Source organism: Kaistia adipata DSM 17808, from assembly GCF_000423225.1.
GTDB lineage: Bacteria > Pseudomonadota > Alphaproteobacteria > Rhizobiales > Kaistiaceae > Kaistia > Kaistia adipata.
The window spans coordinates 13,871-37,242 of record NZ_AUHO01000011.1; the positions used below are offsets into that span (position 1 = coordinate 13,871).

Annotated in this window: 23 protein-coding genes and 1 riboswitch; of the genes, 14 read left to right on the forward strand and 9 right to left on the reverse strand. The window is 66.3% G+C overall.

What is annotated here, in order from left to right; all coding sequences use genetic code 11:
• Nucleotides 1-72: 72 nt before the first annotated feature.
• Entirely contained in the window at nt 73-360 is a 288-nt protein-coding gene (gene gatC, locus G539_RS0111655; protein WP_029075361.1) for an Asp-tRNA(Asn)/Glu-tRNA(Gln) amidotransferase subunit GatC, read from the reverse strand.
• A 203-nt stretch (nt 361-563) separates the two neighbouring features.
• Here gatC and G539_RS0111660 point away from each other — a divergent pair, with 203 nt between their 5' ends.
• The 6 genes from G539_RS0111660 to G539_RS26710 all read left to right on the forward strand — a co-directional run bounded on the left by G539_RS0111660 (nt 564) and on the right by G539_RS26710 (nt 6,616).
• Nucleotides 564-1,841, forward strand: coding sequence for a DNA polymerase IV (locus G539_RS0111660; RefSeq protein WP_029075362.1), 1,278 nt, complete (start codon nt 564-566; stop codon nt 1,839-1,841).
• Between the two features lie 171 nt (nt 1,842-2,012).
• The gene (locus G539_RS0111665) at nt 2,013-2,474 is read left to right on the forward strand and encodes a DUF1801 domain-containing protein (protein WP_029075363.1); all 462 of its coding nucleotides are present in this window, start codon (nt 2,013-2,015) and stop codon (nt 2,472-2,474) included.
• Between the two features lie 27 nt (nt 2,475-2,501).
• Entirely contained in the window at nt 2,502-2,936 is a 435-nt protein-coding gene (locus G539_RS0111670; protein WP_029075364.1) for a DUF1801 domain-containing protein, read from the forward strand.
• 125 nt (nt 2,937-3,061) lie between these two features.
• A complete protein-coding gene (gene pgm / locus G539_RS0111675; RefSeq protein ID WP_029075365.1) occupies nt 3,062-4,717 on the forward strand; it encodes a phosphoglucomutase (alpha-D-glucose-1,6-bisphosphate-dependent) in 1,656 nt (551 codons plus the stop codon).
• Between the two features lie 275 nt (nt 4,718-4,992).
• The gene (gene dcm, locus G539_RS26705) at nt 4,993-6,171 is read left to right on the forward strand and encodes a DNA (cytosine-5-)-methyltransferase (RefSeq protein ID WP_281173898.1); all 1,179 of its coding nucleotides are present in this window, start codon (nt 4,993-4,995) and stop codon (nt 6,169-6,171) included.
• The gene (locus G539_RS26710; protein ID WP_084639960.1) at nt 6,164-6,616 is read left to right on the forward strand and encodes a very short patch repair endonuclease; all 453 of its coding nucleotides are present in this window, start codon (nt 6,164-6,166) and stop codon (nt 6,614-6,616) included. The genes dcm and G539_RS26710 overlap by 8 nt, the downstream gene beginning before the upstream one ends.
• A gap of 58 nt (nt 6,617-6,674) precedes the next feature.
• Here the strand turns inward: G539_RS26710 and G539_RS26715 are convergent, their stop codons facing one another.
• The 3 genes from G539_RS26715 to G539_RS24540 form a co-directional block, all read right to left on the reverse strand.
• Entirely contained in the window at nt 6,675-7,622 is a 948-nt protein-coding gene (locus tag G539_RS26715) for an HNH endonuclease (protein WP_210162816.1), read from the reverse strand.
• A 202-nt stretch (nt 7,623-7,824) separates the two neighbouring features.
• Nucleotides 7,825-8,328: a hypothetical protein gene (locus G539_RS0111685; RefSeq protein WP_029075366.1), complete on the reverse strand. Its 504-nt coding sequence runs from the start codon at nt 8,326-8,328 to the stop codon at nt 7,825-7,827.
• A 10-nt stretch (nt 8,329-8,338) separates the two neighbouring features.
• Nucleotides 8,339-8,665, reverse strand: a complete 327-nt coding sequence (locus G539_RS24540; RefSeq protein ID WP_035831180.1) for a hypothetical protein — start codon at nt 8,663-8,665, stop codon at nt 8,339-8,341.
• A 252-nt stretch (nt 8,666-8,917) separates the two neighbouring features.
• On the opposite strand from G539_RS24540, the gene G539_RS0111695 reads away from it, so the two are divergent.
• Nucleotides 8,918-10,606: a SulP family inorganic anion transporter gene (locus G539_RS0111695; protein WP_029075367.1), complete on the forward strand. Its 1,689-nt coding sequence runs from the start codon at nt 8,918-8,920 to the stop codon at nt 10,604-10,606.
• Nucleotides 10,607-10,728: 122 nt separating this feature from the next.
• On the forward strand, nt 10,729-11,514 hold the full coding sequence (gene ppk2 / locus G539_RS0111700; RefSeq protein ID WP_051231337.1) for a polyphosphate kinase 2: 786 nt from the start codon (nt 10,729-10,731) through the stop codon (nt 11,512-11,514).
• A 24-nt stretch (nt 11,515-11,538) separates the two neighbouring features.
• On the opposite strand, the gene G539_RS0111705 is transcribed toward ppk2, so the two are convergent.
• Entirely contained in the window at nt 11,539-12,027 is a 489-nt protein-coding gene (locus G539_RS0111705; RefSeq protein ID WP_029075369.1) for a hypothetical protein, read from the reverse strand.
• A gap of 457 nt (nt 12,028-12,484) precedes the next feature.
• Here G539_RS0111705 and ada point away from each other — a divergent pair, with 457 nt between their 5' ends.
• Genes ada through G539_RS0111720 form a run of 3 tightly spaced genes read left to right on the forward strand, consistent with a single transcriptional unit; the run spans nt 12,485 to nt 14,868 of the window.
• On the forward strand, nt 12,485-13,603 hold the full coding sequence (gene ada / locus G539_RS0111710) for a bifunctional DNA-binding transcriptional regulator/O6-methylguanine-DNA methyltransferase Ada (RefSeq protein WP_035831184.1): 1,119 nt from the start codon (nt 12,485-12,487) through the stop codon (nt 13,601-13,603).
• Nucleotides 13,600-14,340, forward strand: a complete 741-nt coding sequence (locus G539_RS0111715) for a 2OG-Fe(II) oxygenase (protein WP_029075371.1) — start codon at nt 13,600-13,602, stop codon at nt 14,338-14,340. The genes ada and G539_RS0111715 overlap by 4 nt, the downstream gene beginning before the upstream one ends.
• Nucleotides 14,341-14,343: 3 nt before the next feature.
• Nucleotides 14,344-14,868: a methylated-DNA--[protein]-cysteine S-methyltransferase gene (locus tag G539_RS0111720; protein ID WP_029075372.1), complete on the forward strand. Its 525-nt coding sequence runs from the start codon at nt 14,344-14,346 to the stop codon at nt 14,866-14,868.
• A 10-nt stretch (nt 14,869-14,878) separates the two neighbouring features.
• On the opposite strand, the gene G539_RS0111725 is transcribed toward G539_RS0111720, so the two are convergent.
• Entirely contained in the window at nt 14,879-15,370 is a 492-nt protein-coding gene (locus tag G539_RS0111725; RefSeq protein ID WP_029075373.1) for a MarR family winged helix-turn-helix transcriptional regulator, read from the reverse strand.
• An 80-nt stretch (nt 15,371-15,450) separates the two neighbouring features.
• On the opposite strand from G539_RS0111725, the gene G539_RS24545 reads away from it, so the two are divergent.
• From G539_RS24545 to G539_RS0111740, 3 genes are all read left to right on the forward strand, one after another.
• Entirely contained in the window at nt 15,451-16,353 is a 903-nt protein-coding gene (locus G539_RS24545) for an EamA family transporter (RefSeq protein ID WP_051231325.1), read from the forward strand.
• Nucleotides 16,354-16,383: 30 nt separating this feature from the next.
• On the forward strand, nt 16,384-16,728 hold the full coding sequence (locus G539_RS0111735) for a DUF488 domain-containing protein (protein WP_029075374.1): 345 nt from the start codon (nt 16,384-16,386) through the stop codon (nt 16,726-16,728).
• A 108-nt stretch (nt 16,729-16,836) separates the two neighbouring features.
• Entirely contained in the window at nt 16,837-18,675 is a 1,839-nt protein-coding gene (locus G539_RS0111740; RefSeq protein WP_051231338.1) for a heavy metal translocating P-type ATPase, read from the forward strand.
• Between the two features lie 82 nt (nt 18,676-18,757).
• Here G539_RS0111740 and metE read toward each other — a convergent pair whose 3' ends face one another.
• The 3 genes from metE to G539_RS0111755 all read right to left on the reverse strand — a co-directional run bounded on the left by metE (nt 18,758) and on the right by G539_RS0111755 (nt 23,307).
• Nucleotides 18,758-21,112, reverse strand: coding sequence for a 5-methyltetrahydropteroyltriglutamate--homocysteine S-methyltransferase (gene metE, locus G539_RS0111745; protein ID WP_029075376.1), 2,355 nt, complete (start codon nt 21,110-21,112; stop codon nt 18,758-18,760).
• A 108-nt stretch (nt 21,113-21,220) separates the two neighbouring features.
• A riboswitch (cobalamin riboswitch) is annotated at nt 21,221-21,446 on the reverse strand.
• A 69-nt stretch (nt 21,447-21,515) separates the two neighbouring features.
• The gene (locus G539_RS0111750) at nt 21,516-21,866 is read right to left on the reverse strand and encodes an ArsC family reductase (RefSeq protein ID WP_029075377.1); all 351 of its coding nucleotides are present in this window, start codon (nt 21,864-21,866) and stop codon (nt 21,516-21,518) included.
• A gap of 130 nt (nt 21,867-21,996) precedes the next feature.
• Nucleotides 21,997-23,307: a polysaccharide biosynthesis/export family protein gene (locus G539_RS0111755; RefSeq protein WP_084639962.1), complete on the reverse strand. Its 1,311-nt coding sequence runs from the start codon at nt 23,305-23,307 to the stop codon at nt 21,997-21,999.
• Nucleotides 23,308-23,372 lie beyond the last annotated feature (65 nt).

Here is a 23,372-nt window from a genome sequence, read left to right on the forward strand (position 1 = left end):
CGGAGGCGGTGACCGGCGTCACCTCGAGGACGCGCGCGCCCTCTTCGGAAAGTCTGCGGCTTGCGCCAGAGGTCACTCGACGACCTTGGGCACGACGAAGAAATCGTCGTCGGAAACCGGCGCATTGGCGACGACGCGATCGGCGTAGTAGCCGTCTGTCACGACGTCGGCGCGCTTCTTCATCGTCTGCGCGACGACGGAGGTCAGTGGCTCGACGCCGTCGACGTCGACCTCATTCAGCTGCTCGACGAAGCCGAGGATGGCATTGATCTCGCCCTGGAAGGAGGCAGCCTCCTCCTCGGTGACAGCGATCCGGGCGAGATGAGCGACCCGCTTGACGGTGGCGATGTCGACGGACATGGCGAGAACCCTTTGGCAAGAACCGGTTGGACACGCCGGCACGCGGCGAAAACATCCGCCCGCTATATCATCCGCCCTCGCCGCATCGCAACTGAACAGGCCACCGCCACGGACGATTGGAGCGACGCCGCGACGAATTGCGATGACCGGTCGCGGCCTGTAATTTGGGCCCCTCGCGGCATCGAGCCGCCATCCGGGCCGTCATGTCGATCCCTGCCAACGCCATAGCCGGCTTCTGCCGCGACTGCCTGACGCTTGCTGCAGGCCCGCGCTGTCGCGCCTGCGGCAGCCCGCGCATCGTCTCGCATCCCGAGCTCGGCAGCCTATCCATCACACATGTCGACTGCGACGCCTTCTATGCGGCGATCGAGAAGCGCGACGATCCGAGCCTTGCCGACAAGCCGGTGATCATCGGTGGCGCCAAGCGCGGTGTCGTTTCCACCGCCTGCTACATCGCGCGCATCAGCGGCGTGCGCTCGGCCATGCCAATGTTCAAGGCGCTGGAGCTCTGCCCCGACGCAACAGTGATTCGACCGAACATGGAGAAATACGTGGCGGTGGGCCACCAGATCCGCGCCCTGATGCAGGAGCTGACGCCACTGGTCGAGCCGATCTCGATCGACGAGGCATTCCTCGATCTCTCCGGCACGGAGCGGCTGCACGGCGCCGCCCCGGCGCTGACGATCGCGCGCTTCGTGCGCCGCGTCGAACAGGAGATCGGCATCACCATCTCGGTCGGCCTCTCCTTCAACAAGTTCCTCGCCAAGGTCGCCTCCGACCTCGACAAGCCGCGCGGCTTCTCGGTGATCGGCCGCGCCGAGGCGCTCGCCTTCCTCGCCGACAAGCCGGTCGGCATGATCTGGGGCGTCGGCCGGGCGCTCGCGGCGCGCCTCGCCGAGGACGGCATCAAGTCGATCGGCCAGCTGCAGCGCATGGAGGAGAGCGACCTCGCCAGGCGCTACGGCGTCATGGGGTTGCGCCTCGCCCGCCTCTCCCGCGCCGACGACCGCCGCGTCGTCGAGCCGCGCCAGGAGGCGAAGTCGATCGGCGCCGAGACGACCTTCGAGCACGACCTCGCGGATTTTGGCAGCCTGCGGCCGATCCTGCGCCGCCTGTCGGAGAAGGTCTCCGCCCGGCTGAAGCGCGCCGATCTCGCCGCCTCCAACGTCACGCTCAAGCTGAAATCGGCCGATTTCAAGCTTCGCACCCGCTCGCGCCAGCTCGCCGATCCGACACGGCTCGCCGACCGCATTTTTCGCACGGCGGAACAGCTTTTGACGCATGAGACGGACGGCACGACCTACCGGCTGATCGGCGTCTCCGTCTCGGACTTTTCCGATCCGCGCCTCGCCGATCCGGACGATCTTGTCGACCCCGCCGCCGCCAAGCGCGCGAAGGCGGAAGAGGCGATCGACAAGGTGCGCGGCAAGTTCGGCAAGGCCGCCGTCGAGCATGGCCTGACCTTCCGCAAGACGGATTAGCGCGCTTTCGAGCGAAGTGGATGCCGGCTTGCGTGAAGAAGGCGCGACTGAACCAAGAGCTAGAGCCGAACCGTTTGCCGGTTTCGACGTTACGACACTAGGATTGCCGCGCCGGGTTCGGGATCGCCCCGGCCCGGCATCGAGATCCCCCCGCAGGACGGGAGCCAGCGCATGAGCCGGAAGACCGCCCCCGCATCGACGGGCGCCGCCGAGACATCTGCGTCAGGCGACAAGCCGAGGCTGCTTTCCGGCGGCAATCCGCAGATCCCGAAGGGCTATGGCGAGGCGCCGGTCGCCGCCTATATCGCGGCCATGCCGGGCTGGAAGCGCGCGATCGGCGAAGAGCTCGACGCGATCGTCACCCGCGCCGTGCCCGGCCTGCAAAAGGCGGTGAAGTGGAACTCCCCCTTCTACGGTCTCGAAAAGGACGTCTGGTTCCTGAGCTTTCACTGCATGACGAAATACGTGAAGGTCGCCTTCTTCCGCGGCGCCGCGCTCGATCCGCCGCCGCCCGGCGCGTCGAAGCAGGAACATGTCCGTTATCTCGACATTTACGAGGACAAGCCCCTCGACAAAGCTCAGTTCGAAGCCTGGGTGAAGCAGGCGAGCCGGCTGCCCGGCGAGAAGATGTGAGTTCCCTCAACGCGACAGCGAGGCCCGATGATGACGGCTGCCGAGGACGACACCACCGAGCATGACCTGACCTCGCCCGCCCGCCAGATCGACACGATCCTCCGCGAGCTCGGCGATTGGCGCGGCCCGGCGCTTGCCCGCGTGCGCGCCTGGATCCGCGAGGCCGATCCTGACGTGATCGAGGAGATCAAGTGGCGCGGCGTGCCGGTCTGGTCGCATGACGGCATAATCTGCACCGGCGAGAGCTACAGGAACGCCGTCAAGCTGACCTTTGCGAGCGGCGCTTCGCTCGACGACCCGTCGGGCCTGTTCAATGCGAGCCTCACCGGCAACACCCGCCGCGCCATCGACATCCATGAGGGCGAGACGCTCGACGAGGCAGCCTTCAAGGCGCTCGTCCGCGCCGCCGTCACCCACAATGCCGAGACCGTCGCCGCGCGGCAGAAGCGCAACCGGCGCTGACGCCGCGCGCCGCCCGTTCGCGCCGCTGCGTCAGGCGGAAAAGCGCCAATTCGTCTTGCTCCCGACACCGCCGGCCTTCATGCTCGTCCTCCACCGCATCGGTCTGGAATCGCAGAGAAGGCGTCATGTCGGAAACCCATCTGAGCCCCCTCGCCGGCAAGCCGGTCCCGCGCGCGCTTTTGACCAACATTCCGCGCCTGATGACCGCCTATTTCGCGCTGAGGCCCGATCCGGCGGTCCCGACGCAGAAGGTCGCCTTCGGCACGTCGGGCCATCGCGGCTCCGCCTTTGCCGCCGCCTTCAACGAATGGCACATCCTGGCGATCACCCAGGCCGTCTGCCTCTATCGCAAACAGGCCGGCATCACCGGCCCGCTGTTCATCGGCATGGACACGCACGCGCTCTCCGAAGCCGCGCTCGCCTCGGCGATCGAGGTGCTGGCGGCGAACGGCGTCGAGACGCGGATCGACGCCGAGGGCGGCTACACGCCGACCCCGGTGATCTCGCACGCCATCCTCACCTATAACCGCGGCCGCACCGAGGGCCTCGCCGACGGCATCGTCATCAGCCCCTCGCACAACCCGCCCGACGATGGCGGCTTCAAGTACAATCCGCCGAATGGCGGCCCGGCCGATGTCGACGTCACCGGCTGGATCGGCAAGGCGGCGAACGAATTCCTCGCCGCCAGGCTCGACGGCGTGAAGCGCCTGCCCTATGCGCGCGCCGTCCAGGAAGCCTGCATCCGCCCGTATGACTACATCACCCCCTATGTCGCCGATCTCGGCAGTGTCATCGACATGGAGGCGATCCGCGACGCCGGCGTGAAGATCGGCATCGACCCGCTCGGCGGCGCGGCGGTGAAATACTGGGAGCCGATGATCGAGCGCTATCACCTCGACGCGACCGTGGTGAACGACGTCGTCGACCCGACCTTCGCCTTCATGACGGCGGACTGGGACGGCAAGATCCGCATGGACTGCTCGTCGCCTTCCGCCATGGCGCCGCTGATCGCGCTGCGCGACAGGTTCGACATCGCTTTCGCCAACGACACCGACGCCGACCGGCACGGCATCGTCACGCCGTCGGGCGGGCTGATGAACCCGAACCAGTTTCTCGCCGCCTCGATCGCCTATCTCTGCGCCCACCGGCCGGACTGGAAGGCGGCGAGCGCCTTCGGCAAGACCGCCGTCTCCAGCGGCATGATCGACCGCGTCGTCGCCAAGATGGGCCGAAAGCTGGTCGAGGTGCCGGTCGGCTTCAAATGGTTCAGTGCCGGGCTGATCGACGGCTCGCTCGCCTTTGGCGGCGAGGAGAGCGCCGGCGCCTCGTTCCTGCGCCGCGACGGCCAGGTCTGGACCACCGACAAGGACGGCATCATCCTCGGCCTGCTGGCGGCCGAGATCACCGCCAAGACCGGCGGCGACCCCAACCAGCTCTACCAGTCGGTCACCGCCGATCTCGGCAAATCCTATTACGCCCGCATCGATGCGCCTGCGACGACGGAGCAGAAGGCGATTTTGGGAAAACTCGACCCGTCGAAGATCGACGCCGACGAGCTCGCCGGCGAGAAGGTCACGGCGCGCCTGACCCGCGCGCCGGGCAACGACGCCTCGATCGGCGGCATCAAGGTCACCACCGAAAACGGCTGGTTCGCCGCCCGCCCCTCCGGCACGGAAGAAGTCTACAAGATCTACGCCGAAAGTTTCCTGAGCGCCGACCACCTGGCGGAGATTCAGTCGGACGCAAGGGCCGTGGTGGCGAAGGTGTTTGCGGGGGGATGAGCGGGGGCGAGAGCCTACGCCTAGGGTCTAGCCGACCCAACCAGATGCATAGTGCAGGACCCAATTTCCACTCTTAAGTCTCTGCGCGAAACCGTCCGGGCGACTAGAAGCCGCAGGTAAAAGCCAGCTATCCAGAACAGACAGAGAACACGGCGCTTGCGCGGCGGGACGTTTTCCGCCACTTTGACGCATTATTTCCTCGCATTTAACGATTCGAGCATCTTATGCGCTCCCGCAGAACGACTGAGTTCACCCAGCTTTGTGACAAGGCAGGCATGACGCTTGAGCAAGCCGCGACCTTCATCGAGGTATCTGAACGACAGGCCCTCAGGTACGTCAGCGGCGAGAGCGAACCAAATCGCCTTGCTATCCGGATGCTTCGTCAGGCCGCAGCGGACCGATGTGAAAATGCAACAGGATCGGAGGGACCTGCGTTTCGCTTCATCGATCTGTTCGCGGGTATTGGCGGTCTCCGTATGGGTTTTGAGAGCATTGGTGGACGTTGCGTGTTCACATCGGAATGGGATCCGTTCAGCAGAAAAACCTACGCTCTTAACTATCCCGACAATCACCCCATTGGAGGTGATATCAGGGAATACTCAGAAGATCCCGACCTCATTCCGGAGCATGACGTTCTTCTGGCAGGATTTCCATGCCAGCCGTTCTCCATCGCGGGTGTATCCAAGAAGAATGCACTAGGGCGCCCCCACGGCTTCCTGTGTGATACGCAAGGAACCCTGTTCTTTGATACAGCACGCATTATTGCACACCACAGGCCGAAGGCGTTTCTGCTGGAAAACGTCAAGAATCTCGAAAACCATGACGGCGGACGAACCTTTGCGACCATCATCAATGTGCTACGAAACGAGTTGGGCTACCATGTCCAGCATCGTGTCATCAGCTCCGAGCCATGGGTGCCCCAGAAGCGCGAGCGGATCTTCATTGTGGGCTTTAGGGATCAATGCGGCTTTGATATCGACGCACTGACGCCACCTCCGCTCCCAGGACCAAAGCTGGGGAGCATTCTAGAACCCGCTGATCAGGTCAGCTCGAAATACACACTTACAGAACATCTATGGAGTTATCTTCAAAAGTACAAAGAAAAGCATGCAGCCAAGGGTAACGGTTTTGGCTACAGCCTCTTCGGCCCTAACGATGTCACGCGCACTTTATCTGCCCGTTATTACAAGGACGGTTCCGAGGTACTCGTGGATCGGCCCGGCAACAGGCCCCGTCGCCTTACGCCTAGAGAGTGTGCCCGCCTGATGGGGTTTGAGCGACCCGGTCGCCCGTTCCGGATAGAAGTTTCGGATACGCAGGCTTATCGCCAGTTCGGCAACGCCGTAGTGGTGCCCGTGGTCGAATTCATCGCAGAGGGCATGAAGCCTTGGATTGAGGCTGCACTGGAGCGCGAAAATCAAGGAGATTTGATCACTGAGCGGGCCTATGCCTGACATCGTCTCCCCGGAAGTGCGGAGCCGGATGATGTCCGGCATCCGCGGAAAGAACACACGCTTGGAATTAGCCCTCCGAAAGGGTCTTCACGCGCGGGGCCTCCGATACCGGCTTCATAGCAAGAAGCTGGCCGGAAAGCCCGATCTAGTATTTCCCAAGCGGAGGGCTGTTCTCTTTGCGCACGGATGTTTCTGGCACGGCCATGATTGTAAGATTTTCAAATGGCCGTCTAGCAGACCCGAATACTGGCGGAGCAAAATCCAACGCAATAGACAAAGGGACGCGATTGCTGTGCTAACACTTGAAGCGGATGGCTGGCGTGTCGGAGTTGTGTGGGAATGCGCGCTAAAGGGCCCCTCTCGGCTGCCGCTCGATGTTGTCCTCAACAGTTGCGAGGATTGGCTCCGCTCTGGCAGCGGCCCGCTCGTGATTGAGGGTAGATAGGCAGAACCACGCCGCCCCCAATCCTCGTAGAGCCATGCAGCCAAATCTGGCGCCTAAGTTACCATCTTATCACGATTTCGCGAAAATGCCATTCGAGCGCTGCTTGGGCTGGAGCGGCTGCACCATGTGTCGGCGCACGGAGCTTCTTGCCGGAAAACGCAACGAGGTCAGCATTTTCTGGCCGGCTCGCGACGACCGAGGGAAGATAGACAAGACCATCCTTGATTCCGAACAGCCCATTGTCGAACGCCCAATGATGGGTCCGGCATAGCGCCAAACCATTCCTGATATCGTCCGCGCCCTTCAAACTGCGCGGAACAATGTGGGCAGCTTCGACCTCCGACTTTCCGTGAGACGTATGCAATCCACCTCCGCAGACTGCACAACGGCCTCCATATACTTCAGATACCCGCCGCTGAAAGACCCTAGCACGGGCGATCCGCCTGACTCTTGTTTCCGTTAGGACAGCGTCATTGTCGAACAAGTCCAGAAATGGGGCGGCTTCATGAGCAGCTTGCTCAGTTGCCGCATGCGCCTCGTCAACCGCTGCGACGGGCGGATCGGAGGTCAGAAGCACACCCCACCGCCGCGAACCAATCTGCGAGGCGATGCGAGCATGGGCAGCAGATCCGGCCTTGCAGATGGTGAATCTGTAAAAAAGCTCATCAGTCAAGCTCTGCTCGATCAGCAGAACGTCGCCTTTGTTTGCTTGAGCTAACCAAGTTGCCAACCCACCAGTGACTCTACGCTCCGCAGTTCTGGTTCCGGCCCAAGTCTGATGCTGGTAATTTGTCCTGACAACGCCAAGGCTACTATCATTGACAAATAGGGCAGCCGAAATCTCGCGATACACAGCTGGCTTGGCCGCCGACGTTGGCGGCATCACCGGAAAATAGTTCTTGAGATCCCTAGGAACCAAGAAACCCGCTTGATGTCCACTGGCTCCACCAGTGTCGTTCTTCGGCAAAATTTTAAACACTGGCCGGTCAAATTCGGTAAACAGCACCCCTAGCCCCCAATTTCATGAATAATTCTTGATCAGATACGGGCATAAGCACGTTTAACGTCAGGCTAAAACAGGGATGGGTAGTTTATATTCGTCCAACGGTGTGCCAAGGAGAAGGGATCGGCCGTCATTCGGCATTTCGACAGACAGACCAACCGCGGGAACGTTTCCTCCGCCGCCAGCGCCCCCCTTTCTCCTACCCCTACTCCAGAAACACCGGCGTCCCCTCCGGTTCCGCCTTCAGCTTGGCGGCGGCGGCGCAGAAGTCTGCTTTGTCGCCATGGGCTTCGGCGATGAAGAGGCCGTAGCGGGCGCCGAAGGCGACGAGGATGGCGGTCTTGCGCTCCTCGGCCTGCTCGTCGGTGAGCTGCTGGTCGCCGCTGGCGATGACGTCGCCGATCGCCTTGCCGAAGGTTTCCTTGGCGAGGCCGTGGCCGTCGCAGACGCGCACCGCCGCCGCCTGGAAGGCGAGGTTGTTCAGGGCCGCGAACTGGGCGTCGGCGAGGATCGCGCCCTCGGTCTCGAGGAAATCGGCCCAGGCCGCGTCGGCGCGGTCGGTGTCTGCGTCGGGCGCGGGCGCGGTGGCGCCGGCCGGCGGCTCGGGCGCGATGTTGCCGCTCTCGGCATGCGCGGCGGCGAACGGGCCGGCGAGAAGGGCGGCGAAGGCGGTGGCGGCGAGCGCGCCGCGGATCTTTTCTGCGAGCATGATGTCCCCCTCAGCGGCCGTAGACGCGCCAGGTCCAGTTGCTGTTGTAGGCGCCGCCATTGTTGTAGCAGGCGCGCTGGGCCGGATAGCAGATGATGCCGCCGGAGGGCGAGAACGGCGCCGGCGGGTTATAGGAAGGCGGCGGCGGCGCGCCATAGATGTCGCGGTTGCGGTTGGCGCTGTCGGCGATCGCCGCGCCGACGGCGATGCCGGCGAGGCCGCCGATGATGGCGGCGGCGTTCTTGCCGTCCTTGGCCTCGCCCGGCCCGGCCTGCGCCACCAGAAGGGCCGGCGCGACCAGCGCGGCGGCGATGAGCTGACTGATCCTGATTCGCATCGCGATCCCTCGATGAAACTTCCGCGTGCATTGGACATGGCGCCCGCCGGCCGGTCAATCGCCGGCGGCCGCGCCGCCAGACCGATCACCGCCGCGCAAGCCGGGCCGAACGAGAAGGAAGCGGGCGATCGAGGGCACGCGCGCACGCGCTTTTGCGCCGCCTGCAAAGCGTATATGCTGAGAAAACTGGTTGACTGCATCGCATCCCGAGGGACTTCGGCGCCGAAGACCGCCGAAAGCATGTGGGCCAACATGGTTTCAGGCGGGCGGGCGTTTCACCTACCATTGCCAGCGGGCCTTTCCGGCTACCAGTTGGCGTGGCTGTCACGCGATTTTTCCGCCGGCCTCGCCGTCGCCGCCGTCGGCCTTCCGAGCGCCATCGCCTATCCGGCGATCGCCGGCCTGCCGCCCGAGACGGGCATCTATGCCAGCATCGCGCCGCTGATCGCCTATGCCTTCTTCGGCCCTTCGCGCAACTTGATCGTCGGGCCGGACGCCGCCACCACGACGGTGCTGGCGGCGACGCTCGCCGCCGTGATGGCGAACGTGCCGGCTGGCGTCAACGCCACCGAAGTGGCGGAAGTGCTGGCGCTCGGCGTCGGCGTCCTCTGCCTGGTCGCCTGGGCGTTCCGGCTCGGCGTTCTCGCCAATTTCCTGTCGCGACCGATCCTGACCGGCTTCTTCATCGGCATCTCGTTCTCGATCCTGGTCGGCCAGATCGGCCGCTTCACCGGGGTCAGGATCGAATCCGAGGGGCTGCTGCGGCCGCTTCTCGAGCTGATCGGCAAGGCCGGCTCGATCCACGGGCCGACGCTGGCGCTGGCGGGCGGGATGTTCCTCCTGCTGCAGATCGTGCGGATCACGCGGTTTCCCGTCCCCGGCCCCATCCTGGTCGTGCTGCTCTCCGTCGTGCTGTCGGCTCTGTTCGACTTCGAGGGCCGCGGCATCGCCATCGTCGGCGACATTCCGAGCGGCTTGCCGGCGCTGACCCTGCCGCGCATCGCCGACCTGCCGCTGCAGACGCTGGCGCTCGGCGCGGCGGCGATCTTCCTGGTCAGCTATGGCGCCGGCATCATCACGGCGCGCAGCTTCGCCGCCCGGGCCGGCACCTCGGTCGATCCGAACCGCGAGCTGATCGGCTTCGGGGCGGCGAATTTCAGCGCCGGCCTGTTCGGCGCCTTCCCGGTGACGGCCTCGGATTCGCGCACGGCGGTGAATCTGAGTGTCGGCGGCCGCTCGCAGCTCGTCAGCCTCGTCGCGGCGGCGACGCTGATCGCGACGCTGCTGTTCCTAGGGCCGGCGCTTAGGATCATCCCGATCCCCGCGCTCGGCGCCATCCTGGCCTCGACCGCGCTCGGCATGATCGATTTGGGCGCCATGCGGCAGGTCTGGCGCGTCAGCAAGGTCGAGTTCGTCTTCGCCGTGATCGCGATGTGGGGGCCGATCGGCCTCGGCGTGCTGAACGGCGTCGTCATCGCCATCGGCGCGACGCTGGTCTATCTGCTGCGCAAGCAGATGTTCCCGCGCGACGCCCTGCTCGGCCGCATTCCGGGCCACGACGGCTTCTACAAGCTGCACCACACCCCGGAGGCGCGCCCGGTGCCCGGCCTCGCCGTCTGCCTGGTCCAGGGCAGCCTGCTGTTCTTCAACATCGACTATGTCGGGCAGCGCCTGCGCAGCATCGCCGACGGGCTGCCGCCCGATACGCGCTGGCTGCTGGTCGACGCCAGCGCCATCGCGCAGATAGACAGCTCGGCGACCGAGATGCTGCGCGAGGTCTCCCTCGAACTGCGCGATCGCGGCATCCGCTTCGGCCTGGCCGAGCTGCATTCGGACGCGCGCGAACTGCTTCGCCGCGCCGGCGTCATCGACGTGATCGGCGCCGGCATGATCTTCGAGATCCTTGAGGACGCCTATCAAGCGTTTGAGGCCGAGCGTTGAACGCTCCGTGAATTCATCGTGCCGGTTGGGAGGTCGACATGAGCAAGGACAAGGGTAAGGACAGGGACAAGGCCAGGGAAGCGGAAAGTCAGGCCGATCCCGAGGCGGACGCCCCGGTGAAAATGGACAAGAAGGCCTACGAGAAGGAGCTGATCCGCCTGCAGGTCGAGCTTTGCCACCTGCAGGCCTGGGTCAAGAAGACCGGCGCCCGCATCGCCATCATTTTCGAGGGCCGCGACGCCGCCGGGAAAGGCGGGGTGATCAAGCGCATCACCGAGCGCGTCAGCCCGCGCGTGTTCCGCGTCGTCGCGCTGCCGGCGCCGACCGATCGCGAGAAGACGCAGATGTACATGCAGCGCTACATCCAGCATCTGCCGGCCGGCGGCGAGATCGTGATCTTCGATCGGTCCTGGTACAACCGCCCCGGCGTCGAGCGCGTCATGGGCTTCTGCCCCGAGGAGAAGGCGCGACGCTTCCTCGAGCAGACGCCGCGCTTCGAGTCGGCCCTGATCGAGGGCGGCATCACGCTGCTGAAATACTTCCTCGACGTGAGCGAGGAGGAGCAGGAACGGCGCTTCCACCAGCGCGTCAAGGACCCGCTGCGGCAATGGAAGCTCAGCCCGATGGATATCGAGTCCTTCAATCGCTGGTGGGACTACACCAAGGCCTATGACGAGATGATCCGGGCGACGGACACGCGTCACGCGCCCTGGTGGATCGTGCCGTCGAACGACAAGAAGCGGGCGCGGCTCAACTGCATCTCGCACATACTGAGCTCGATCCCGTATGAGCGCGTGCCGTTCGACAAGCCCAAGTTCGGCAAGCGCCAGAGGCGGCCCAACGATTTCGTCGACGACGTCACGCCGCGCAACATCGTGCCCGAAGTCTTGGCCGGAGCCGGGCCGTGATCCGGCCCGGCTTCGGACCAGCGCCTATTTGACGTCGTCCTTCCAGCTGATGAAGAAGCCGACATCGCCCGGAAATCCGCCGGGAAAGTTGATGATCATGGCGCTGAGCTTGAAGCCCTGCGGCTTGGCGTACTCGACATAGCGCTCATAGAACTGCTTGGCCTTGCCCTGCAGCGTTTCGGGCCAATCCGGATCCGCGCTGTTGATCGCCCGCCCCTTGTCCGTGCAGAGCGACGAGGGAAAACTGTAGACCATCGCCTCGTACTGGCCGTTCTTGACCGCGTTCAGCGCCACGCGACGAACCGTCTCGACTTCGTCGTCGCTGATCTGGTCGTGCAGGAAGCTCTCCGCGAACTTCGTCAGCGCCTCGTTCTGCTTCGTCTGCTGCTCCCGCTGCTTGCTCGCCTCGAGCAGGCGCTGCTGCAGAATTTCCTGGCGAAGCTCCTCGGCACTGCGCGGCGGCTTGTTCAGCTCTTCATGCTTGTTCTCGTCTTCATGCTTTATATCGGCCATTTCACTCCTCCACCTGAAACCGTTGGTTCAACGAAAAGGCAAATGACGGCTTGCGAACGGCAGTCTCGTTCGTCTCAGACAATGCGCCTCGGACCACGAACCGTTTCTATCGCCGGAAGAGGCAAGCATGACCGAAGGCAGGCGACCGGACACGGCTTCGGCGAGCTCACTTTACGCTGGGGAACCAGGCTTGAAAAGCACCGGCCGAGGTAACGGCCATCGCCGGAGCGCGGCCGCGCTCCGGCCCGGAGGAGGCCGGATGACCAGCGCCCGGCGCCTCGCCTCGCGCCATCCCGGGCGCCTTGTCCGGAAGGACCGATCCGGTCGAGGCGAAGGGCCGTTGCCCGCTTCCAGGGCGTGCGCGTAACGGGCACGACGATTTGAAAGCAAGCGGCGGAGTGCGGGCGTTTCGAGGCGGGCCTACCTAGAGGGCACGATCCATGCGAAGGATGAAGCCATGGCCCACGCCCTCCACCAGACCATCCCGGCCGCCGAGGCCAGGACCGAGACCAAGGTCGAGACCGTCGCGCCGGCCGAGCGCGATCCGCGCTGGCAGGCCGTAATAGCGCGCGACCGCGCCTTCGACGGCCAGTTCGTCTATTCGGTGCGGACGACCGGCGTCTATTGCCGGCCCTCCTGCCCGGCTCGCCAGGCGAAGCCGGAGAACGTCGCCTTCCATGCCGGGCCCGCCGAGGCGGAGGCTGCCGGCTTCCGCGCCTGCCGGCGCTGCACGCCCAACGCCGCCTCGCTCGCCGAGCAACATGCGGAAACGATCGCGCGCGCCTGCCGCGCCATCGAGGCGGCCGACACGCCGCCGGCGCTGGCCAAGCTCGCCCGCACGGTCGGCATGAGCCCGTATTACTTCCACCGCGTCTTCAAGGCGGTGACCGGCGTGACGCCGAAAGCCTATGCGGCGGCGCAGCGGGGGGCCCGCGCCCGCACCCAGCTCGCGAGCGGGGATGGGAGCGTCACCGAAGCGATCTACGATTCAGGCTTCAATTCGAGCGGTCGCTTCTATGCGACCTCCAATGCGATGCTCGGCATGACGCCGACGGCCTATCGCGCCGGCGGCGCCGATACCGACATCCGGTTCGCGCTGGCGCAGTGTTCGCTCGGCGCCATCCTCGTCGCCCAAAGCGCCAAGGGCATCTGCGCGATCGCGCTCGGCGACGATCCGGACCAGCTGGCGCGGGAGCTGCAGGACCGGTTTCCGAAGGCCAACCTGATCGGCGGCGACGCCGAGTTCGAGCAGTTGGTGGCGAAGGTCATCGGCTTCGTCGAGGCGCCGGCGCTCGGCCTCGACCTGCCGCTCGACGTGCGCGGTACCGCCTTCCAGCAGCGTGTCTGGCAGGCGCTGCGCGCCATCCCGGCCGGCGAGACGGCGAGCTATCGCGACATCGCCACGCGCATCGGCGCGCCGCACGCGATGCGGGCTGTCGCCGGTGCCTGCGCCGCCAACACGATCGCGGTGGCGATCCCCTGCCACCGCGTGGTGCGGAACGACGGCGCGCTCTCCGGCTATCGCTGGGGCGTCCAGCGCAAGCAGGCGCTGCTCGAGAAGGAGGCGCAGGCATGAGCGCCGCGCCCCTCGCGATGAACAGCGTCGACGCGGCCGACGACCGCGTCGGCCGCCTGGATTGGGAGCGTCTCGCCGCCGATCTCGACGGCTACGGCAGCGCCGTGCTGGAAAATCTGCTGACGGCCGAAGAATGCCGCGGGATCGCCGCGCTCTATGACGAGGAGGCGCATTTCCGCGCCCACATTCACATGGCGCGGCACGGCTTCGGCAAGGGCGAATACCGCTATTTCCGCTATCCGCTGCCGGATCTCGTAGGCGAGCTGCGCACGGCGCTCTATCCGAGGCTCGCGACGATCGCCAATGACTGGAATTTGCGGATGGGCGAGCCGACGCGCTATCCCGAACGCCACGCCGACTATCTGGCGCTCTGCCACGCGGCCGGGCAGGCGCGGCCGACGCCGCTCCTGCTCCGCTACGGGCCGGACGACTTCAACTGCCTGCACCAGGATCTCTACGGCGCCCTCGCCTTCCCGCTGCAGGTGGCGATCCTGCTGTCGGAACCGGGCGCGGATTTCACCGGCGGCGAATTCGTGCTGACCGAGCAGCGGCCGCGCATGCAGAGCCGCGCCGAGGTGGTGCCGCTCCGCCAGGGCGACGCCGTCGCCTTCGCCGTGCACAACCGGCCGGTCCAGGGCAGCAAGGGCAACTACCGCGTCAACCTCCGCCACGGCGTCAGTCGCGTCCGCTCCGGCCGCCGCCACACGCTCGGCATCATTTTCCACGATGCGAGCTGATCGATGACGACGCGGCTGGTACTGGAGACGATCCAAACACCGATCGGCGCCATGCTGCTCGTCGCCGACGCGGACGGTTTCCTGCGCGCGGCGGATTTCGTCGGCTGCGAGGATCGGCTCGACCGGCTGCTTGGGCGCCGGCTCGGCAAAGGCACCTTCGCGCTCGCTCCGGGCGCCGTGCCTGCCGCGATCACCAACGCGATGCGGGACTATTTCGCCGGAGAGATCGCCGCACTCGAGCGGGTCCCCGTAAGAACGGACGGCACGCCGTTCCAGCAGACCGTCTGGCAGGCGCTGCGCGCCATCCCGCCCGGCCTGCCGCTCGCCTATGGCGGGCTGGCGACACAGCTCGGCCGGCCGCAATCGGCCCGCGCCGTCGGCCATGCCAACGGCGCCAATCCATTCTGCGTCGTCATCCCCTGCCACCGGCTGGTCGGGGCCGACGGTGCGCTCACCGGCTACAGCGGCGGCACCGACCGCAAGCGCTGGCTGCTCGAGCACGAGGCCCGGCACGCGTCCGGGCGCTAGGTCGCCCGCCTCAGCTCCTGGCCGCGATGCCGGCCAGGAATGCCCGCAGCTGGACGTCGAGCAGATCCCGCTCCTCGGCCGGGAGGACGGAGACCAGGCGCTTCTGCGTCTCGACATGCGCCGTTACCGCCGCATCGATTGTCGCGAGCCCCGTTTCGGTTAACGAAATGATAACACTGCGACCGTCTTCCGGATTGCTGGCGCGGGCGACGAGGCCCGCCTTTTCCAGCTGATCGATCCGGTTGGTCAGCGTCCCCGACGTAATCATCATCGTGGCGAGCAGATCCCCCGGCGACAGGCTGTAGGGCGCTCCAGCCCGGCGCAGCGTCGCCAACACATCGAAGCTCGCCCCCGTCAACCCGAACGCGGCGAAGGTCTTGTCCATCTCGCGGGTCAGGTAGTGCACGATGCGGCCGAGCCGGCCGATCAGCCCCATCGGCCCGACGTCGAGGTCGGGCCGCTCGCGGTTCCACTGCCGCAATATCTCGTCAACGTGATCCATGCCGCATCAGGGCATGGAGATATCTTGACGTCAAGATTAATCCACCTATCTTGATATCAAGATAAATCATGAGGCCTGCCATGCAGCGCAATCTGGACCTGATCATCACCGCCGTTGCTCCCGCCATCTGGGGCAGCACCTATCTGGTCACGACGGAGCTGCTGCCGCAGGGCTACCCACTCACCGTCTCGGTCTTCCGCGCCCTGCCCGCCGGCCTACTGCTCCTTCTCGCCGTCCGGCAATTGCCGAGCGGCATCTGGTGGCTCCGCGTGCTCGTGCTGGGCGCGCTCAACTTCTCGATCTTCTGGGCGATGCTGTTCGTCTCCGCCTATCGCCTGCCGGGCGGCGTCGCGGCCACGGTCGGCGCGATCCAGCCGCTCATCGTCATCCTGCTGGCGCATGTCCTGCTCGGTTCGGCGGCGCGCCTCGGCGCCATCGCGGCGGCGGCGGCCGGAATCGGCGGCGTGGCGCTGCTGATCCTGACGCCGAACGCCGCGCTCGACCCGATCGGCATCCTGGCCGGTCTCGCCGGTGCCGTCTCCATGGCGTTCGGCACGGTGCTGACGCGGAAGTGGCAACCGCCCGTCTCCCCCCTCGCCTTCACCGCCTGGCAGCTGACAGCCGGCGGACTGTTGCTGCTGCCCGTGGCGCTCTGGTTCGAGCCGGCGCTGCCGCCTCTCACCGGCGCCAACCTCGCCGGCCTCGCCTATCTCGGCCTGATTGGCGCGGCGCTGACCTACATCCTCTGGTTCCGCGGCATCGCGAAGCTGGGCCCGGCCGTCGTGTCGCCGCTCGGCTTCCTGAGCCCGCTCACCGCCGTGCTGCTCGGCTGGTGGTGGCTCGGCCAGACCTTGAGCCCGGCGCAGATCCTCGGCATGGTGATCGTGCTCGGTAGCATCTGGTTCGGCCAGCGCGCCCAGCAGGCCGCGACAGGCCCATCGGGAACAGCCGGCCAGCGCCAGCCAGCCGCCCGAGCCGACTGACCGCCGGCACGCAACACGGGGAACGGTGCCATGATCCAGCTCAAGCGCATCTATGATCCGCCCTCTCCCGCCGACGGCTTCCGGGTGCTTGTCGACCGCCTCTGGCCTCGCGGCATCAAGAAGGAGGATGCCGCACTCGATCTCTGGGCCCGGGATCTCGCGCCTTCCGACGCGCTGCGAAAGTGGTTCCACCACGAGGTCTCGAACTGGGAGGAGTTCGAGCGCCGCTATCGCGCGGAGTTAGCCGAGAAGCCGGACGCCGTCGCCGCGCTCCGCGGGCAATGCGCCGGTCGCGTGACGACGCTGCTGTTCGGCGCCAGGGACGAGACGCACAATCAGGCGGTCGTCCTGAAGGACGTCCTGGAAACCGGCTGAGATCAATCCGTCCCATCGACAAGCCTCCGAAAGTGCGCTGCTGTCTCCGCCATCGACTCGCGCGGGAACAGGCCCGCCGATCAACCCATGCGGGAGCGGGAAGACGCGATGCAGCAGGAGCGTAGGCCGATCTGGTCCAGCAATGTCGCGCTGGTCGCCGTGGCACTCGGCGGGCTCGCCGCCGGCATCCTGCTTTATCTCGTCGGAGGCCGCGGATCCGCCTCCTTCGTCTGGGGCTTCGCCACCCTCCCCGTTCTCCTCAGCCTGTTCGCGCAGATCGTCACCTCGCTGCGACGTGGCGATGCCGGCCTCGACATCATCGCTGCCCTCTCGATGACGGCGGCGCTCGCTTTCGGCGAGCAGTTGGCCGGCAACGTGGTCGCCCTCATGTATGCGGGCGGCCAATACCTCGAAAATTATGCCGAGCGCCGCGCGCGCCGCGAGATGACGGCCCTGCTCGGGCGCGTCGCCCGCACCGTCATGAAGCACACCGACGACGGCCTCCGGGAGGTTCCGATCGAGGCCGTGCTGCCGGGCGACACGCTACTGATCCGCCAGGGCGAGGTTCTGCCCGTCGACGGCACCATCGCCAGCGACGAGGCCGTGATCGACACCTCCGCGCTGACCGGCGAACCGCTGCCCGTCACGCTGCGCCGTGAGGAGGAGGCGCTGAGCGGCACGACGGCGGTGGGAGCCTCCTTCGATCTCGTCGCCCTGCGCCCCGCTTCGGAGAGCGCCTATGCGGCGATCGTTCGTCTCGTCGAGGAGGCCGAGAAGTCGAAGGCACCAGCCGTCCGCATGGCGGACCGCTATGCGCTCTGGTTCCTCGCCCTGACGCTCCTGCTCGCCGGCGGCGCCTGGATCTGGACCGGCGATCCGATCCGCGCCCTCGCCGTGCTGGTGGTGGCGACCCCCTGCCCGCTGATCCTCGCCGTTCCCGTCGCGATCATCTCCGGCATCTCCCGAGCCGCCAAGCTCGGCGTGCTGGTCAAGGGCGGCGGCGCGCTCGAGGCGCTCGGCCGGGCCCGCGTCGCTGTCCTCGACAAGACCGGCACGCTCACGCATGGCCGCGCCGAGCTCTCCGACATTTGGGCCGCGCCGGGACAGCGCCCCGATGAGGTCCTGCGCCTGGCCGCATCGCTCGACCAGGGCTCCACCCATGTCATGGCCGAGGCGCTGATCAAGACCGCGCAGGCACGCGGGCTGAAGTTGTCGACCCCGACCGAGATCCAGGAGAGCGCAGGCGCAGGCCTGATCGGCATGGTCGACGGGCATCAGGTCGTCGTCGGCGGATCCGCCTATGCCCGGAGCTACCTGAAGCCCGGCGCCGGCATCTGGAAGCCCGGCTTTCCCGGCAGCGCGGCGACGGTCGACGTCGTCGTCGACGGCATTCTCGCCGGCACGCTGGTGATGTCCGATCCGCTGCGCCCCGACGCGGCTTCGGTGATCCAGCGCCTGCGCTCCGCCGGCATCGCGCGCATCGTGCTGGCGACCGGAGACCGCGCCGCCGTCGCGGAGGCGGTGGCGCGCAGCCTCGCCATCGATGACCTGAAGGCCGACCTCACGCCGCAGGACAAGGTCGACGTCGTCATCGAGGCGCGTGCCGCCGGTTCCGTGATGATGGTTGGCGACGGTGTCAACGACGCGCCGGCGCTGGCCGTGGCCGATGTGGGCGTCGCCATGGGCGCGCGAGGCGCCGCCGCCTCGTCGGAGACGGCGGACGTCGTGCTGCTGGTCGACCGGATTGATCATCTCGCCGACGCGATCGGGATAGCGCATCGCTCGGCACGGATCGCCCTGCAGAGCGTCATCGTCGGGCTGGGCCTCTCGATCCTCGCCATGATCGCGGCCGCCTTCGGCTACCTGCCGCCGCTGCAAGGCGCGCTGCTGCAGGAGGCGATCGACGTCGCCGTCATCCTGAACGCGCTCAGGGCCCTGCGAGCCTGAACCCGCAAGGCCTTGAACTGAATAGACTTCAGAGAATGGCCGCGCCGGAATCGCTCTCCGGCACGGCCAGCCATTGCAAGCTCTATTCGGCCGCCTCCGCGAACATGGCCCGCAGCTGCCGCGCGGCGGCGACCATGTTGACCAGCGCCGGCCGCACCTCGTCCCAGGTTCGCGTCTTCAGGCCGCAATCCGGATTGACCCAGACCTGTCCGGCCGACAGCCTTTCCGTCGCCTTTTCCAGCAGCGCCGTCATCTCGGCGACGGCGGGAACGCGGGGCGAATGGATGTCGTAGACGCCCGGCCCGATATCGTTCGGGTAGCGATCGCTGACAAAGGCGTCGAGGAGCTCCATCCTGGAGCGCGAGGTCTCGATCGAGATGACGTCGGCATCCATCGCCGCGATCGCATCGATGATGTCATTGAACTCCGAATAGCACATATGCGTGTGGATCTGGGTCTCGTCCCGCACGCCGGAAGCGCAGAGGCGGAAGCTCTCGACCGCCCAGTCGAGATAGTGCCCCCACTCGCCGCGCCGAAGCGGCAGGCCCTCGCGCAATGCCGCCTCGTCGATCTGGATCATGCGTGCCCCGGCCTTCTCCAGGTCCTGCACCTCGTCACGGATCGCGAGCGCGATCTGTCGACAGGCGGCGCTGCGCGAAACGTCGTCGCGCACGAACGACCAGTTCAGGATCGTCACCGGGCCGGTCAGCATGCCCTTCATCGGCTTCGCCGTGCAGGACTGCGCATAGCGCCACCAATCCACCGTCATCGGCTTCGGCCGCGACACGTCGCCGAACAGGATCGGCGGCCGGACATAGCGCGAGCCGTAGCTCTGCACCCATCCCGACTTGGTGAAGGCGAAACCGGCCAGCTGCTCGCCGAAATACTGCACCATGTCGTTGCGCTCGAACTCGCCATGTACCAGCACGTCGAGGCCGATCTCCTCCTGCCAGCGGATCGCCGCCGCCGTCTCCTGACGCAGGAAGGCGTCATAGGCCTCCGCCGTCAGCCCACCCTTGGCATGTGCCGCCCGCGCCTGACGCACCGCGCCCGTCTGCGGAAAGGAGCCGATCGTCGTCGTCGGAAAAGACGGCAGGCCGAGGATCGCCCGCTGGACGGCATGGCGATCGCCGAACGGGCTGGCGCGTCGCGCCATCTCTCCGGTCACGGCCGCCGCGCGCGACGCCACGGCGCGATCATGCACTTTCGGCGATGTGGCCCGCGCGCTGGCGGCGAGGACAGACTCCGCGATGCGCTCGGCGACGACGCCGCGCCCGCCGGCCAGCGCCCGGCCGAGCGTCGCCAGCTCGTCCATTTTCTGGGCCGCGAAGGCGAGCCAGTTCGAGAGGTCGGGATCAAGGTCGGTCTCCAGCGCCAGGTCGATCGGAACATGCAGCAGCGAACAGGAGGGCGCGATCTGGAGATGATCCGCCCCGCGCCGCGCCAGCACCGGCTCGAGACGATCGAGCAGCTTCGCGAGATTGGCGCGCCAGATGTTGCGGCCGTCAATGACGCCGAGCGACAGGACGAGGCCATTCGGCGCCTTCGCGAGCACGGCGTCCAGCTGTTCGGGCGCCCGGGCGAGATCGACGTGAAGGCCGGCGACCGGCAGGCCGAGCGCCGTGTCGAGATTATCACCGAGACCGCCGAAATAGGTCGTGAGCATCAGCTTCAGCTTCGGCAGCGCGTAGGCGAACATGCCATAGGCGACCCGGAGCGCCTGCCGCGCCTGCTCGTCGAGGTCGAGGACGAGGCACGGCTCGTCGATCTGGACCCAGTCCGCCCCCTGCGCCGCCAGCTTGCGCAGCATCTCGACATAGACGGGCAGCAGCGCCGGCAGCAGCGACAACGGATCGAGCGACGGATCCTTGCTCTTGCCGAGCTTCAGATAGCTGACCGGGCCGAGCAGGACGGGACGGGTGTGATACCCGAGCGCCTTCGCCTCGCGGAACTCGTCGAGCGGCTTGGTCGAGGCGAGCATGAAGCGCTGCCCGCGCGTGAACTCCGGCACCATGTAATGGTAGTTGGTGTCGAACCATTTCGTCATTTCGAGCGCCGGCACGCCCTGCCCAGGGCCGTGATGATGCCCGGCGCAGGCTGGGTCCGGCTCGTGGCCCTGGCTGCCGCGCGCCATGGCGAAATAGGTGTCGAGCGGCACCGGCCCGCCGCTCCAGCCATAGATTTCGGGAATAGCGCCGACCATCACGCTGGTGTCGAGGACCTGGTCGTAGAGCGAAAAGTCGTTCGACGGGATCATCGTGATCCCGAGCGCCTTCTGGCGGGCCCAGTTGGCGGCCCGAAGCGCCACCGCGCGGGCGAGCAGTTCGTCGGCATCGATCTGGCCGGACCAGTAGCCTTCGAGGGCGAATTTCAGCTCGCGGCGCGGGCCGATCCGCGGCGTACCGAGCGTGCTGACAGGAAGAGAGAAAGAAGACATCGGCTTGAACCCCAAATGTTGGGGGCAAAGGCCGAGCGGACGCATGCGGAGAATCCCGACGATCGCGGACCGGCGGGCGCAGGCGCACCACCGGGACACCCCGCCCAGGGACGTTATGAGGTCGCGGCAGGTCTCCTGGCTCGCGGGTCGCCGCCCCGGCCCGGCCTTCCCGAAGCCTTCCGGCTTCAGTGGCGGAGTTGGACAGGAGCTCGCCGCTCACAGTTGCGGGGGCAGCTCCGGCCTTGCCACGCCGCAGCAGGCATGACGCACCGGATTCCCTCTTAGCTCCGGCGCCGCCGAAACGACGCCGAAGACCACGACACCGACACCCTTAGGCGCTCCCCGCAGGGTGGTCAAGCTTGATATAAAGATATCCTTATATCGATATAGGACTATAGCTTGCTCACCTGAAAGCCGCGGCATAGGTCTCCGGCTTGAAGCCGGCGAGAAGGCGGCCGTCGCCAAGGTCGAGGATCGGACGCTTGATCATGGACGGTTGCGCCTGCATCAACGCGATCGCCTTTGCGGCATCGAGATCGCTCTTGTCGGCCTCTTCCAGCTTGCGAAAGGTAGTGCCGGCTCGATTCAGAACCGTCTCCCAGCCAAGCTCCTTCACCCAGCGATCGAGATGCGGCAGATCGATCCCCTCGGCCTTGTAGTCGTGGAACGAATAGGAAATGCCATTCGCATCAAGCCACTGCCGGGCCTTCTTCATCGTGTCGCAGTTCTTGATGCCATAGATCGTGATCGTCACCGTGTCGCGCTCCCATGGCCGCGCCACCCCTCATCGGACCGGCGCGGCGTGCTCTGATTCTGTCGCGACGATGATATCCGGTGGCGGAGGTCGGCGCGCCGCCCCCGCCGGCACGAAGAACCGACAGGCGCTATTGCGACAGTTCCCCGCCGATCGGAGGGATGACGCCGGATTGAAGCAGGTCAAGCAGCACACCCTGCTGCGGGGTCCGGATGCTGACGGACACCACGTCGCCAGGCTCGATGGGACTGGACGGTTCGACAACCATTTCGTCGATGCCATCGGGGCCCTTGCGTCGGACGACGAAGTCGAGCACGGCCTTCTTGGCCTCGCGAAGCTTCGCGGCGGGCAGCGCCAGCGTCAGCATCAGCTGCTCCTCATAGGCCCCTCGCGAGGCGAGCGAGGCCGCCAGTTCGGCATTGTGCGATTGCAGATCGGTCAGGGCCTGAACTTTCCGGGCCTGCTCCAGACCGCTCAGCTGCTGCTTGAGCGCGCCGAGCTCGCGACGACCGTCCGAGGCGTCGCTCATGACCTGCAACTGCCGCGCCTCCGCGGTGTTCAGCTGGCGCTCCAGATTGGTGACGTCCGTCAGGGTCTTGATGCCACGTTGCTGCAGGATGCGCCCGCGCTCGAGCTCGGCGCGGCTCATGTCGATCGACTCGTTGACCTTCGCCCCGAGCTCTTTCAGCAGCTCCTGCCCGCGCTCCGCCTCGGCGACGCCTTCGACAAGCACCGCCTTCTGGGCCTGGAAGCCGCTGCGATCGGTTTCGAGAAGCCGCTGTTCGACCTTCCGCATCGTGTCGGCGACGGAACCTTCGAGATAGGCCCGCGCATGCGCCGGAATGTCGTCTTCCTCGATCGCGTCGCGGTCGTCGAGCTGCGCCGTCAGGCGCGCCACCGACAGCGCCTCGCGAATGATCACGGCATCGAGCTTGGCCAGTTCGCCGCGCAGCCGCGACCGCGCCATGGCCGGATCCTCGCTCTCGCCGGCGAGAACGCGACCTCCAGCAAGGGCGATGGCCTTCTCGACCGTCAGATCCGGTTGGAAGGGATAGCCTCCGGGCATCTTGACGTCGCCGATGACGAAGATCGGCCGATAGGCCGCGACCGAAAGCCCGATCTGCGGCGCAACGAAGATCTTCTGCTCGACATAGCGAGCCTTCAGCCTCTCGCGCGCGTCCGCGACGCTGAGCCCGGCGACCGGCACGGCGCCGAGATATGGCGCCTGAATGGTCCCGTCATCCGCAATCTGGAGATCGATCGGATCCCGATCATCATCCAGGATGTCGAATTTCAGCGTGTCGCCGGAGGCGAGCGGGAAGCTGGTCCCGTTCGCTCCGGCCTTCGACGAGGCAGGCACCTCGGCACGCGCCATCATGGCCGGCCCGAATGCGCCAGCGCAGAGCACCATCAGGGCCAAGGTTCGGCAAACATGGCTCATAGCTCATCCTTCAGAACAGCTCCGAACGGACCCTCGTTATATTGGGGAGAAAGCTAATAAACCTC

Bases quoted from the DNA above. Each gene is read 5' to 3' on its own strand.
- gatC (WP_029075361.1), bottom strand. From the start codon at position 360: ATGTCCGTCGACATCGCCACCGTCAAGCGGGTCGCTCATCTCGCCCGG.
- G539_RS0111660 (WP_029075362.1), top strand. From the start codon at position 564: ATGTCGATCCCTGCCAACGCCATAGCCGGCTTCTGCCGCGACTGCCTG.
- G539_RS0111665 (WP_029075363.1), top strand. From the start codon at position 2,013: ATGAGCCGGAAGACCGCCCCCGCATCGACGGGCGCCGCCGAGACATCT.
- G539_RS0111670 (WP_029075364.1), top strand. From the start codon at position 2,502: ATGATGACGGCTGCCGAGGACGACACCACCGAGCATGACCTGACCTCG.
- pgm (WP_029075365.1), top strand. From the start codon at position 3,062: ATGTCGGAAACCCATCTGAGCCCCCTCGCCGGCAAGCCGGTCCCGCGC.
- dcm (WP_281173898.1), top strand. From the start codon at position 4,993: ATGACGCTTGAGCAAGCCGCGACCTTCATCGAGGTATCTGAACGACAG.
- G539_RS26710 (WP_084639960.1), top strand. From the start codon at position 6,164: ATGCCTGACATCGTCTCCCCGGAAGTGCGGAGCCGGATGATGTCCGGC.
- G539_RS0111685 (WP_029075366.1), bottom strand. From the start codon at position 8,328: ATGCTCGCAGAAAAGATCCGCGGCGCGCTCGCCGCCACCGCCTTCGCC.
- G539_RS24540 (WP_035831180.1), bottom strand. From the start codon at position 8,665: ATGCGAATCAGGATCAGTCAGCTCATCGCCGCCGCGCTGGTCGCGCCG.
- G539_RS0111695 (WP_029075367.1), top strand. From the start codon at position 8,918: ATGGTTTCAGGCGGGCGGGCGTTTCACCTACCATTGCCAGCGGGCCTT.
- ppk2 (WP_051231337.1), top strand. From the start codon at position 10,729: ATGGACAAGAAGGCCTACGAGAAGGAGCTGATCCGCCTGCAGGTCGAG.
- G539_RS0111705 (WP_029075369.1), bottom strand. From the start codon at position 12,027: ATGGCCGATATAAAGCATGAAGACGAGAACAAGCATGAAGAGCTGAAC.
- ada (WP_035831184.1), top strand. From the start codon at position 12,485: ATGGCCCACGCCCTCCACCAGACCATCCCGGCCGCCGAGGCCAGGACC.
- G539_RS0111715 (WP_029075371.1), top strand. From the start codon at position 13,600: ATGAGCGCCGCGCCCCTCGCGATGAACAGCGTCGACGCGGCCGACGAC.
- G539_RS0111720 (WP_029075372.1), top strand. From the start codon at position 14,344: ATGACGACGCGGCTGGTACTGGAGACGATCCAAACACCGATCGGCGCC.
- G539_RS0111725 (WP_029075373.1), bottom strand. From the start codon at position 15,370: ATGGATCACGTTGACGAGATATTGCGGCAGTGGAACCGCGAGCGGCCC.
- G539_RS24545 (WP_051231325.1), top strand. From the start codon at position 15,451: ATGCAGCGCAATCTGGACCTGATCATCACCGCCGTTGCTCCCGCCATC.
- G539_RS0111735 (WP_029075374.1), top strand. From the start codon at position 16,384: ATGATCCAGCTCAAGCGCATCTATGATCCGCCCTCTCCCGCCGACGGC.
- G539_RS0111740 (WP_051231338.1), top strand. From the start codon at position 16,837: ATGCAGCAGGAGCGTAGGCCGATCTGGTCCAGCAATGTCGCGCTGGTC.
- metE (WP_029075376.1), bottom strand. From the start codon at position 21,112: ATGTCTTCTTTCTCTCTTCCTGTCAGCACGCTCGGTACGCCGCGGATC.
- G539_RS0111755 (WP_084639962.1), bottom strand. From the start codon at position 23,307: ATGAGCCATGTTTGCCGAACCTTGGCCCTGATGGTGCTCTGCGCTGGC.